The 12,098-nt window shown below is 59.2% G+C and carries 12 protein-coding genes; 8 read left to right on the top strand and 4 right to left on the bottom strand.

Going from position 1 to position 12,098, the window contains the following annotated elements:
• Window positions 1-53: 53 nt before the first annotated feature.
• The 3 genes from antC to antA are packed head-to-tail and all read right to left on the bottom strand — an operon-like array spanning window position 54 to window position 2,977.
• Window positions 54-1,076, bottom strand: a complete 1,023-nt coding sequence (antC, locus tag AC07UI_RS27465; protein WP_494995445.1) for an anthranilate 1,2-dioxygenase electron transfer component AntC — start codon at window positions 1,074-1,076, stop codon at window positions 54-56.
• A gap of 18 nt (window positions 1,077-1,094) precedes the next feature.
• The gene (gene antB, locus AC07UI_RS27460; RefSeq protein ID WP_494995444.1) at window positions 1,095-1,586 is read right to left on the bottom strand and encodes an anthranilate 1,2-dioxygenase small subunit; all 492 of its coding nucleotides are present in this window, start codon (window positions 1,584-1,586) and stop codon (window positions 1,095-1,097) included.
• Window positions 1,587-1,588: 2 nt separating this feature from the next.
• The gene (gene antA, locus AC07UI_RS27455; RefSeq protein ID WP_494995443.1) at window positions 1,589-2,977 is read right to left on the bottom strand and encodes an anthranilate 1,2-dioxygenase large subunit; all 1,389 of its coding nucleotides are present in this window, start codon (window positions 2,975-2,977) and stop codon (window positions 1,589-1,591) included.
• A 559-nt stretch (window positions 2,978-3,536) separates the two neighbouring features.
• Here antA and AC07UI_RS27450 point away from each other — a divergent pair.
• Window positions 3,537-4,550 carry an AraC family transcriptional regulator gene (locus AC07UI_RS27450; protein WP_494995442.1) on the top strand — a complete coding sequence of 338 codons (1,014 nt, stop codon included), beginning with the start codon at window positions 3,537-3,539 and terminating at the stop codon, window positions 4,548-4,550.
• A 12-nt stretch (window positions 4,551-4,562) separates the two neighbouring features.
• Here AC07UI_RS27450 and AC07UI_RS27445 read toward each other — a convergent pair whose 3' ends face one another.
• The gene (locus tag AC07UI_RS27445; RefSeq protein ID WP_494995441.1) at window positions 4,563-5,447 is read right to left on the bottom strand and encodes a LysR family transcriptional regulator; all 885 of its coding nucleotides are present in this window, start codon (window positions 5,445-5,447) and stop codon (window positions 4,563-4,565) included.
• Window positions 5,448-5,583: 136 nt separating this feature from the next.
• On the opposite strand from AC07UI_RS27445, the gene AC07UI_RS27440 reads away from it, so the two are divergent.
• From AC07UI_RS27440 to benC, 7 genes are all read left to right on the top strand, one after another.
• Window positions 5,584-6,732: a muconate cycloisomerase family protein gene (locus AC07UI_RS27440; protein ID WP_494995440.1), complete on the top strand. Its 1,149-nt coding sequence runs from the start codon at window positions 5,584-5,586 to the stop codon at window positions 6,730-6,732.
• 12 nt (window positions 6,733-6,744) lie between these two features.
• Window positions 6,745-7,035 carry a muconolactone Delta-isomerase gene (gene catC, locus AC07UI_RS27435; RefSeq protein WP_419118739.1) on the top strand — a complete coding sequence of 97 codons (291 nt, stop codon included), beginning with the start codon at window positions 6,745-6,747 and terminating at the stop codon, window positions 7,033-7,035.
• Window positions 7,036-7,087: 52 nt separating this feature from the next.
• Window positions 7,088-8,017 (top strand): catechol 1,2-dioxygenase, encoded by a 930-nt coding sequence (catA, locus tag AC07UI_RS27430; RefSeq protein WP_494995439.1) that lies wholly within the window; start codon window positions 7,088-7,090, stop codon window positions 8,015-8,017.
• Window positions 8,018-8,127: 110 nt separating this feature from the next.
• On the top strand, window positions 8,128-9,084 hold the full coding sequence (locus AC07UI_RS27425; RefSeq protein ID WP_494995438.1) for an AraC family transcriptional regulator: 957 nt from the start codon (window positions 8,128-8,130) through the stop codon (window positions 9,082-9,084).
• Between the two features lie 139 nt (window positions 9,085-9,223).
• Window positions 9,224-10,582 (top strand): benzoate 1,2-dioxygenase large subunit, encoded by a 1,359-nt coding sequence (gene benA, locus AC07UI_RS27420; RefSeq protein ID WP_494995437.1) that lies wholly within the window; start codon window positions 9,224-9,226, stop codon window positions 10,580-10,582.
• The gene (benB, locus tag AC07UI_RS27415) at window positions 10,582-11,070 is read left to right on the top strand and encodes a benzoate 1,2-dioxygenase small subunit (RefSeq protein ID WP_494995436.1); all 489 of its coding nucleotides are present in this window, start codon (window positions 10,582-10,584) and stop codon (window positions 11,068-11,070) included. Before benA ends, benB begins: the two co-directional genes overlap by 1 nt.
• 10 nt (window positions 11,071-11,080) lie before the next feature.
• Window positions 11,081-12,094, top strand: a complete 1,014-nt coding sequence (gene benC, locus AC07UI_RS27410) for a benzoate 1,2-dioxygenase electron transfer component BenC (protein ID WP_494995435.1) — start codon at window positions 11,081-11,083, stop codon at window positions 12,092-12,094.
• The last annotated feature ends 4 nt before the right edge of the window (window positions 12,095-12,098 follow it).

Here is a 12,098-nt window from a genome sequence, read left to right as displayed (position 1 = left end):
GTCAGGCTTGGTTTGAATGCGTCAGTTTATTCAATTGCGCTCATTTTAAGGGCTCAGGCATTACTCTCGGTAAATTTTTCGTAATACAGATGAACGTTGTCCAGGGTTTGGGCCTGCAACCAGGTCTTGATCGATTCGACCATCGGCGGTGGCCCGCAGACGTACATGTCGACTGTCGCGTCGCGCAGTTCGCTGGTGTCGAAATGCTCGGCAATGTAGCCGCGCTTTCCCTCCCATTCCGGCGATGGATCACTGACCACCTCGGTGTAGCGAAACCCTGGAATGCGTTCGGCATAGGCCTCAATGCGCGCGCTTTCGCACAGATCGGCGGCGTCCCGCACACCGTAGTACAAATGCACGGGCTGCTCGCAACCACGCTCGGCAATCTCGTCGAGCATGCCGAGCAGTGCCGATAGCCCGGTGCCACCGGCGACCAGGATCAGCGGTTTGGCGATGTGGCGAAGATAGAACGCCCCCAGCGGCGCTTGCAGCCCGATTTCGTCGCCGGCCTGGCAGCGTTCACGGATGTAGTTGCTCATGACTCCGTCGGGCAGCAGGCGAATCAGGAACTGCAGGTGATTGCTGCTGTTCGGTCGGTTGGCGAACGAGTAGGAGCGTTTGCTCTGGGTACCCGGGATCAGCAGTCGGGCGTATTGGCCCGGCAGGAAATCCAATGGCTGGCCTGCCGTGCCCATATCCAGGTGCAAGATCGCGGTGCTGGCCGAGACCTGCCTGACTTCGGTGACCGTACCGGTGAGCTGGTCCGGGCCTGATGCATTGCACAGGCTAGAGGCGAAGTCGAAGTAAAACGTGGCATCGGATTTCACCCGAGTCTGGCAGGTGAGCATTTTGCGTTGTTGCAGGTCCTGGCTGGAAAGGGCTTCCTCGTCCACATAATCCTGGCTGTAGTCGCCCGATTCGCAGCGGCCCTGGCAGGTTCCGCAGACGCCCTCGCGGCAATCCAGGGGAATATTGATGCCGTTGCGCAGAGCGGCGTCGAGCAGTATTTCATTGGGTTGTACGGGAAAAAACAACGTTTTGCCGTCGGCAAAGCTGAACGCGACCTTGTGATTCATGCCCCGGTCTCCATGGATTCAGAGGTGGTAGAAATCGAGCACCGAGTTGATGGTGTCGTTGAGCAGCAGGACGTGCTTGCGGGTAATGACCCAGCTGTCTTCACGGGGCTTGAGGCGATAGGTCGCGTTCCCGTAAAACTGCTCGGAAGTGGCCAGGCGATAGAACAGGGTGTGCCAGTTCAGACGCACCTCCAGGTCACCGCCCTCAAGTTCACTGATGCGCACGTTGTTGATCAGGTGCAGCGTGCGTGGCATTGGCGTCGCGGAGGCGGCCTTGCCTGTACGCAGGCGAAACACCCGGTCCTCCAGGCCTGAGCGGTTGGGGTAGTAGATCAGTGACATTTCGCGCTTGGGGTCGAGGGTGTAGATGTGTTCCGAGTCCCATTGCGGCAGGTGAAACTCACTGTGTTCGTCGAACAGTTTGATATAGGCGTCCCAGTCCTTGGCGTCGCACAGTTCGGACTTGCGATAGAAAAATTGCTCGATCTGGTACTGCAATTGCTGATTCATGTTCACACCTCACGCAGCTTCAAGGATTTCGCTTCCAGACCATCGAGCAGAAATTTCTGCCAGTTGCTGTGCTGGTTGACGTAAAGCCCTTCGTGGGTGAATTCGGTGCCCGTCATTGCCGGCAGGATGCCAATCGACTCACTGTTGGGGGTGGCGCCGGTAGCCCATTGGTGACTGCCGCGAGAAATATCGCTCCAGCGCTCCAGGCGCGCCTGGAAACCACGCTGGGCTTCGCGGAACTCCACCAGGTCATCCGGGGTGCCGAGTCCGGAAACGTTGAAGAAGTCTTCGAACTGACGAATCCGGTTCTCCCGATCCGCGTCCGACTCGTGCTTGACGCCCAGGCACTGGCTGATGATTTCAGTCTTGTTCCAGGCTACCGGGCGGATGATGCGCAGTTGCGAACTGATCTGATCGAGGAAAAACAGACTGGGATAGATGTTCAGGTTGCGCAGGCGATGCATCATCCATTCGGCTTTTTCCTGGCCATGCTCTTCGATCAAGCGCGGCATGATCGTGGCGTAGCCGGAGCGCACTGCCGGGTTCGGCATATCGCTGAACAGCACGCTATGACCATTGTTGAAGGCGAACCAGCCGTCATCGGTATTGGCATCGCCGGCGCCCAGCTTGCTGTAGTCAAGCGTGTCGCCGGTGCTGGTGCCGTTCTCGCTGTTGACCTGCTGGCGATGTTGCACGGTGGCCACGTAGTTATAGTGAACCGTGCTGACGTGATAGCCGTCCAGACCGTTTTCGTTCTGCAGTTTCCAGTTGCCGTCGTAGGTGTAGGCGGACTTGCCGGGCAGCACTTCCAGCTCACCGGTCGGCGACTGGGCGACCATCATGTCGAAGAACACCTTGGCATCGCCGAGGAAGTCTTCAAGGCTGTTTTCGCCGTGAACATCCAGGCTGATGAACACAAAGCCCTTGTAGCTCTGGATGCGAGCCTTTTTCAGGCCGCGAGTGGCTTTGTCGAAACCTTCCGGGTATTCGCCGGGAGCCTTGACCTTGACCAGGCGTCCGTCGCTTTTGTAGCACCAGGCGTGGAACGGGCAGGTGAATGTCGACTGGTTGCCCTTGCCGACACGGGTCAATGTCGTGCCGCGATGCTGGCAGGCATTGATCAGCGCGTTGAGCTGACCGTCGCCGTCGCGGGTAATGATCATTGGCTGGCGGCCGGCACGCATGGTGATGAAGTCGTGATTGTTGGCCAGCTCACTTTCGTGACAGGCGTAGATCCAGTTCTTCTCGAAGATCAGCTCCATCTCCAGATCGAACAGCTGCGGCTCGGTAAAAATATCCCGGGCAATCCGGAACACGCCGTCTGCCGGACGAAAGTCCAGGCAGCCCTCGATAAACTCTTTCCACTGTTCGACGCTTTTTGCACCACTCATGGGCGTGTACCTTTTTTATTCGGGCCAATCGGTACGCTCATTAGAGAGAGTGGGGCGGGCAGGGGTCTATCCGGTTTGTCGGCGAAGGCAGTCCATAAAGTTCGTGGGAAATTGACGCGCTGATCCCGTAGCAGCTGCCGAAGGCTGCGTTCGGCCGCGCAGCGGTCGTAAAGTCGGTATGTAGGGTTTCCCTGAAAGAGTGCGGTTGCAGACCCTACAACACGACCGCTGCGCGCTCGAACGCAGCCTTCGGCAGCTGCTACGGGGACGGTTTTAACCTGGGGTAACACCCGGGCTTTGCGCTGGGCAGCTAATACTCAAAGCGGTGCACCAGTCGATGAACGGCTGCACCCGTTTGCAGCAATCAGGTACTGTTTTGCGGTGTGTCGAACGCTGTTCGATGGCTTGCCTGCGCTTCAAGACGGATGCTTTATCCGTTTAGTCGGTGATCGCTATCCACTGGGTTGGCTGGGTCGTCTTGTGGCGTGGAACTTGCTCTTTTCAAGCCTGATACGCGCCGTTAGAGCGCGCAAAAAAATATTGCCGTGGGTGCGCCGTGATGAGTAGCAAAGCTGATCCGCAGTTTCGCGACATTCGTATCGATCGCTATGACCTTGAGGGTGCGAGGCACTGGATGTCCGGTATCTGCGGCCCGCACCGGCTCCAGACCTCGACCCCCGAGCGGATCCGCTTTCATCACAGCGCCAATGTGTTCAAGTCGATGGCCACGACCCTGGGCACCATCGAATATGGCACCGATGTCACTATCGATATCGAAGACGCCGAGCACTTCAGCAGTTACAGCCTGAGTTTGCCTTTGGTGGGCGAGCAGGAACTGAGCAAGAACGGCACCCTATTGAAGTCCAACCGCGATCAAGGGGTGATCATTTCCCCGAATGAAAGCCAGGTGCTGGCGATCTCCGGCGACTGTCGCAAAGTCCAGGTGGTGATCACTCGAGTCGCCATGAGTGAGTCCCTGGAGGGGATGCTGCAGCGCCCGCTGGATGCGCCGCTGCGTTTCGAGTCGGTGATGGATGCGGTCGACGGGGCGTCGGCCTCATGGTGGCGCATGGCGCGTTATTTCATTGCCGAGCTGGAACGCAGCAGTGAACTGTACGAGCAGGTGGCCTTCACTCGGGACATCGAAAGCTCTTTGATCAAAGGTTTGATCCTCGCCCAGCCGAACAATTATTCCGAGGAGCTGCGGGACGTGTTGGGGGTCAAGCTGCCGCATTATCTGATCAGGGCCAAGCAGTACATTCACGACAACGCCCGCGAAGCGTTGCATCTGGAGGACATCGAAGCTGCGGCCGGCGTCTCGCGTTTCAAGTTGTTCGAGGCGTTCAAGAAGTACTTCGCGCTGTCGCCGATGGTCTACCTGAAAAAATACCGGTTGAATGCTGTGCGTCAGGAAATCCTCGAGCATGGCTCGGCGCGCAATATCTCCGAGATCGCCATGGGCTGGGGCTTCACACACCTTGGGCGGTTTTCCGCCGAGTACCGCAAGTTGTTCGATGAATCCCCGAGCATGACCGTGCAGCGTAACGAAGCCCGGCGCATGCGTGGGCTCTGAATATCCCGGCGTCTAGGCTTGAATCAGCAACTCTTCAATCAGTTGCAGGCAGTGATTGAGGCCTGGCGACTGGTCGGCGACACGGCGACTGAGAATGATCGGCGAGGTGGCCGTGGCTTCGAGCAACGAGGTGTAGCCGATATCGGCGCGGTGCAGCACCTGTACCGAGGCCGGCACCAGCGTCACGCCCATGCCGGCGGCGACCAGACCGATGGCGGTCTGCAACTCATTGGTCCACTGGGACACCTTGATACTCAGCCCATGGGCATCGAAGAGCGCGATCACATGGTCGGCATAGCTCGGCCTGGGATTGCCCGGATACAGCACGAAAGGCTCCTTGGCCAACTCGGCGAGCGTCGTCGGCCCGGCCAGCAGCGGGTGACCGGCGGGGAGGACGGCGACCAGCCGATCTTCGATCAGTACGCGTTGCTGAATCGCCGGATCATCAATGCGGATGCGGCCGAAGCCGACATCGATCCTGCCGGCCTTGAGTGCCTGGACCTGTTGCAGGGTGGTCATCTCCGACAAGCCCAGTTCCAGCTCCAGGGCGTCGTTGTTGCGCAAGCGGCGAATCAGCTCTGGCAGCATGCCGTATAAGGTCGAAGGGGCAAAACCGATACCCAGCCAGGTCTTCTCGCCCAGGCCGATGCGACGGGTGTTGTCGCAGACCTTGCCCAGTTGCTCGAGCAAGACGTTGGAGTGTTCATAAAAATACCGTCCGGCTTCAGTCAGTCGCAGCGGGCGACCGCGCTCCAGCAGCACCACGCCCAACTCGTCTTCCAGTTGCTGAATCTGTCGGCTGAGGGGCGGCTGAGCGATATGCAGACGCTCGGCGGCGCGAGTGAAGTTGAGGGTTTCCCCCAGGACCTGGAAATAACGCAGATGGCGAAGCTCCATGGGGACTCCTCAAAGAGTGCGGATCAGTGTGCTGCATACCCTTGGGGTATGGATCGAGACCAATTCTATATTGGAACGGCTAAAAAATGGGGGGCAGAATCGGGCAAAACAAGCAAAGAACCTGACGGGTATCGACATGCACGCTAGCGCCATTGAATCGATCGAGACGATCATCGTCGATCTTCCGACTATCCGCCCGCATAAGCTGGCGATGCACACGATGCAGAACCAGACCCTGGTGATCATCCGCCTGCGTTGCGCCGATGGTATCGAAGGCATCGGCGAGTCCACCACCATTGGTGGCCTGAGCTACGGCAACGAAAGTCCGGACAGTATCAAGACCAATATCGATCGCCACTTCGCACCGCTGCTGATCGGTCAGGATGCCTGCAACATCAACGCGGCAATGCTGCGGCTCGATCGCAGCATTCGCGGCAACACCTTCGCCAAATCGGGGATCGAAACCGCGTTGCTCGATGCCCAGGGCAAACGCCTTGGCCTGCCGGTCAGCGAGTTGTTGGGAGGGCGTGTCCGTGATGCCCTGCCGGTGGCCTGGACCCTGGCCAGCGGCAACACTGAAAAAGACATTGCCGAAGCCGAACAGATGCTCGATCTGCGCCGCCACCGGATCTTCAAGCTGAAGATCGGCGCCGGTGAAGTGAGCCAGGATCTGGCCCATGTCATTGCCATCAAAAAGGCCCTGGGTGATCGCGCCAGCGTCCGCGTTGACGTCAATCAGGCCTGGGATGAAGCCGTCGCCCTGCGAGCCTGCCAGGTGTTGGGCGACAACGGCATCGATCTGATCGAGCAACCGATCTCGCGCAATAACCGTGGCGGGATGGCCCGGCTCAACCTGTCCAGCCCGGCACCGATCATGGCCGACGAGTCCATCGAATGTGTCGAGGACGCCTTCAATCTGGCCCGCGAAGGCGCGGCCTCGGTGTTTGCCCTGAAGATCGCCAAGAACGGTGGCCCGCGTGCCGTATTGCGCACCGCTGCAATTGCCGAAGCGGCGGGGATCGGCCTGTACGGCGGCACCATGCTCGAGGGCGGGATTGGTACGCTGGCGTCGGCCCATGCCTTTCTGACCCTGGCCAGACTGGCGTGGGATACCGAGCTGTTCGGTCCGCTGTTACTGACCGAGGACATTCTCACCGCACCACTGGTCTACCGCGATTTTCAGCTGCATGTGTCGAACGAGCCGGGCCTGGGCCTGACCCTCGACGAGGAGCGCCTGGCATTCTTCCGACGCGACAAATCTTCCCCTGTCACTTCACACGCCTGAGGACATCAGACCATGTTGTTCCACGTAAAAATGACCGTGAACCTGCCGGTCGACATGAATCCCGAGCGCGCCGCGCAGCTCAAGGCTGATGAAAAAGCCCTGGCCCAGCGCCTGCAACAGCAAGGCAAGTGGCGGCACCTGTGGCGGATCGCCGGGCTCTACGCCAACTACAGCGTATTCGACGTCGACAGCGTGCAGGAGCTGCATGATCTGCTGATGCAGCTGCCGCTCTATCCATACATGGCCATCGAAGTGAATGCACTGTGCCGGCACCCTTCGTCGATTCACGAAGATGACCGCTAGGCCAGATGACCTTTGTGCTCCAACCTAATAAATACAAGATGAGGAATAAATCATGTCAGTCAGAATTTCCCATACTGCCAGCGTCCAGAAGTTTCTCGAAGAAGCCAGCGGTAACCTCAACGAGGGTGGCAATCCACGGGCCAAGGCGCTGATCTACCGGATCCTGCGTGACTCGGTAAACATCATCGAAGACCTGGAAGTGACCCCGGAAGAGTTCTGGAAAGCGGTCAACTACCTCAACGAACTGGGCAAAAACCAGGAAGCCGGTTTGCTCGTGGCAGGTTTAGGCCTTGAGCATTATCTGGACCTGCTGATGGATGCCGAGGACGAGCAGGCCGGCAAGTCGGGCGGTACGCCACGGACCATCGAAGGGCCGCTGTATGTGGCCGGTGCGCCGCTCTCCAAATACGAAGCGCGTCTCGATGACGGTCTGGATCCGGGCGTCGTGTTGTTCATGCAAGGCCAGGTCCGCGACACCGACGGCAAGCCGTTGGCCGGCGCCATTGTCGATGTCTGGCAAGCCAACACCGGTGGCACCTACTCCTACTTCGATGGCACGCAGTCGGAGTTCAACCTGCGCCGCCGTATCGAGACCGATGCCCAGGGACACTATCGCTTCCGTAGTATCGTGCCGTCCGGCTACGGCTGCCCACCGACCGGGCCGACCCAGCAGTTGCTGGATCAGTTGGGCCGCCACGGCCAGCGCCCGGCGCATATCCACTTCTTCATTTCGGCGCCCGGCCATCGGCACCTGACCACTCAGATCAACCTGTCCGGCGATCCGTACCTGCATGACGACTTCGCCTATGCGACCCGCGATGAGTTGATCGCCGAAATTCGTTTCAGCGAAGATCAGGAGATGGCCCGCGAGTTGGGTGTCGAGGGGCGTTTCGCGCAGATCGACTTTGACTTCACCTTGCAGTCCGCCGCCGAACCGGTCGAACAGAAGCGTATGGAGCGGGTCCGCGCCCTGGAAGACTGACAGCCCATTGCCCGCAAAGCCGCGAGATAACCGACCGTTTATCTCGCGGCGTTGTTCGCGGCGTTGGCTGGCATAGAATCACAGCTGAAGAACAATAAGAGTGACCGGTTATGGAAAGTCGTCTGCTGAGCGAGCGCAGCATGGTGTTTGAGCGTGCCGACCCCTATGCGGTGTCCGGTTACGTCAATCAGCATGTCGGCGTGCATTGCATCCATCTGCCCAGGGCCTCCAGCCCTCAGGCCAGCCTCAATCATCGCAAATTCGCCAGCCTTGACCTGTGCCGCATCAGCTATGGCGGCAGCGTTCACGTCACCTCACCGGCACTGGAAACCATCTACCACCTGCAAGTGCTGCTCAGGGGCAATTGCCTGTGGCGCGGGCGTGATCAGGAACACTACCTGGCGCCTGGCGAATTGTTGCTGATCAATCCCGATGACCCGGTCGATCTGACCTATTCCGCAGACTGCGAAAAATTCATTCTGAAAGTACCGACCAGCCTGCTGGAGTCGGCCTGCCTGGAGCAGCGCTGGTTATACCCGGAGCCGGGTGTGCGCTTTATGCAGAATCGCTACAGCCTGGGAGAGCTGGAAGGCTTCGTCAATTTGCTGGCCATGGTCTGTATGGAAGCTGAAGCGGGCGAACCCATGCTCCAGGTCCAGGAGCATTACGCCCAGATCGTTGCGAGCAAGATGCTCAGCCTGATGAAAACCAACGTCAGTCGCGCCCATCTGAGCTCCCGTGGTGCCACCTTCGAGCACATCGTCGACTACATCGAGCAGAACCTGAAACAGGACATCTGCAGTGAAGAACTGGCGCTTCAGGCCCGCATGAGCCTGCGTTCGCTGTATTCGCTGTTCGAGCGCCATGCCCAAACCACGCCGAATAACTACATTCGCCTGAAGAAGCTGGAGCGGGTGCATGCCTGTCTCAGTGATGAGACCTGCAACGTGCGCAACGTCACGGAGCTGGCCATGGACTATGGCTTCCTGCACCTGGGACGGTTCTCGCAAAGCTATCGCCAGCAGTTCGGCGAACTGCCGTCGGATACCCTCAAACGCCGTCACTGAATCTGCGCTCCGCCCCCTCTAAATCCCCGTCCCCCCAGTGCAGAAAACGGATAGCGATCTGCACTCAACGGATATTGCCGTTTGCGCCACCTCCCTAGCATGAGCCTTGCCTGAATAAAAACAACGGAGGGCTGTGGCCATGTCTTTGCGACCTGAATACCTTCATTCACTGCTTGAAGAAGACCCGGAACAAGGCGTCTATCGCTGCAAGCGAGAGATGTTCACTGACCCGCGGTTGTTCGACCTGGAAATGGAACACATCTTCGAAGGGAATTGGCTGTACCTGGCCCATGAGAGCCAGATCCCTAACAAGAATGACTTCTACACCACCACCATGGGCCGCCAGTCGATCTTTATCGCGCGGAACAAGGATGGTGTGCTTAATGCGTTCATCAACGCCTGCAGTCACCGCGGCGCGATGCTTTGCCGACACAAGACCGGCAACCGGGCGTCCTATACCTGCCCGTTCCATGGCTGGACCTTCAACAACTCCGGCAAGCTGCTCAAGGTCAAGGACCCGGCTGAAGCGGGCTACCCGTCGAGTTTCAACTGCGAAGGCTCCCACGACCTGACCAAGGTTGCGCGGTTCGAGTCCTATCGCGGTTTTCTGTTCGGCAGCCTGAACGCCGATGTAGTGCCGCTGGCCGAGCATCTGGGCGAGTCGGCGAAGATCATCGACATGATCGTCGATCAATCCGCCGACGGCCTTGAAGTGCTGCGCGGCTCATCCAGCTACATCTACGAAGGCAACTGGAAACTCACGGCCGAGAACGGTGCCGACGGTTATCACGTCAGCTCCGTGCACTGGAACTACGCAGCCACCCAGAGCCAGCGCAAGCAGCGCGAGGCCGGTGACTGCAATCCGACCATGAGTGCCGGCAGCTGGGCCAAGCAGGGCGGCGGTTTCTACTCCTTCGACAAGGGCCACATGCTGCTCTGGACCCGTTGGGCCAACCCTGAAGACCGTCCGCTGTACGAGCGTCGCGATGAGCTGGCCCAGGACTTCGGCCAGGCCCGCGCCGACTGGATGATCGAGAACTCACGCAACCTTTGCCTGTACCCCAACGTCTATCTGATGGATCAGTTCAGTTCGCAGATCCGCATCGCCCGGCCGATCTCGGTGAATCGCACCGAAATCACCATCTACTGCATCGCACCGAAAGGCGAGAGCGACGACGCCCGTTCCAAGCGCATTCGCCAGTATGAGGATTTCTTCAACGTCAGCGGCATGGCCACCCCCGATGACCTGGAAGAATTCCGCTCCTGCCAGGTGGGTTATCAGGGCAGCGCAGGCTGGAACGACATGTCGCGCGGCGCCATGCATTGGGTCGAAGGCGCCGATCCGGCCGCACAGGAAATCGATCTGCACCCGCTGCTCAGCGGCGTACGCACCGAAGATGAAGGTCTGTTCGTGCTGCAACACAAGTACTGGCAGGAGACCATGCTCAGGGCACTGGCCGCCGAACAATCGAAAACGATCCCCGTGGAGGCCGTGTGATGAGTATTTCCCATGACGCGGTGCGTGACTTCCTCTACCGCGAAGCGCGCTACCTGGACGACAAGGACTGGGACAACTGGCTGGAACTGTACGCCTCTGACGCGAGTTTCTGGATGCCGTCCTGGGACGACAACGACGAGCTGACTGAAGACCCGCAACGAGAAATCTCGCTGATCTGGTACGGCAACCGTGGTGGCCTGGAAGACCGGGTTTTCCGTATCAAGACCGAGCGTTCCAGCGCCAGCGTGCCGGACACCCGGACCTCGCACAACATCAGCAATATCGAGTTGCTGGAAGTCGCCGATGGCCAGTGCAAGGTGCGTTTCAACTGGCACACCCTGAGCTTTCGCTACAAGACCGTGGACAGCTATTTCGGGAGCAGTTTCTACACCCTCGACGTGCGCGGCGAAACCCCACTGATCAAGGCCAAGAAAGTCATCCTGAAGAACGATTACGTCCGTCAGGTCATCGACATCTACCATTTGTGAGGCCGCTGCCATGAGCCATCAAATTGCATTGAATTTCGAAGACGGGGTGACCCGTTTCATCGCCGCCGATGTTGGCGAAACCGTCGCCGACGCGGCCTATCGTCAAGGTATCAATATTCCGCTGGATTGCCGTGACGGCGCCTGCGGTACCTGCAAGTGTTTCGCTGAAGCCGGTCGCTATGATCTGGGCGAAGAGTACATCGAGGATGCGCTCAGCGAGGATGAGGCCGCTCAGGGTTACGTGCTGACCTGCCAGATGCGCGCGCAAAGCGACTGCGTGGTGCGAGTACCGGTGTCTTCGGACGTTTGTCGCACTCAGCAGACCCACTACAACGCCGCCATCAGTGAGATCCGCCAGCTCTCCGACAGCACCCTGTCGCTGTCGATCAAGGGTGAGGCACTGAGCAAACTGGCGTTCCTGCCGGGGCAATACGTCAACCTGCAAGTGCCCGGCAGCGAACAGACCCGCGCCTATTCCTTCAGCTCGTTGCAGCGCGAGGGCGAGGTCAGTTTCCTGATCCGCAATGTTCCGGGCGGGCTGATGAGCAGTTTCCTCACAGGTCTTGCGAAGGCCGGCGACTCGATCAACCTGGCCGGTCCGTTGGGCTCTTTCTATTTGCGGGAAATTCGTCGGCCGTTGTTGTTGCTGGCGGGCGGGACCGGGCTGGCGCCGTTCACGGCAATGCTGGAAAAAATCGCCGAGCAGGGCAGTGACTATCCGTTGCACCTGATCTACGGCGTGACCAACGACCACGATTTGGTGGAAATGGAGCGGCTGCAAGGGTTCGCGGCGAGCATTCCAAACTTCAGCTTCAGTGCGTGCGTCGCCAATCCGGACAGCGGCCATCCGCTCAAGGGCTACGTCACCCAACATATCGAACCGCAGCACCTCAACGCCGGTGATGTCGACGTCTACCTCTGCGGGCCACCACCGATGGTCGATGGGGTCAGCCGTTACCTGGCCGAACAGGGCATTGCGCCGGCGAACTTCTACTACGAGAAGTTCGCTGCCAGCGCGGCCTGAGTCC

The sequence above is a fragment of the Pseudomonas sp. GW821-FHT04C07 genome, from assembly GCF_059420325.1.
Note: the sequence above shows the minus strand (reverse complement) of the source record. Positions and strands in the feature narration are given on the sequence as shown.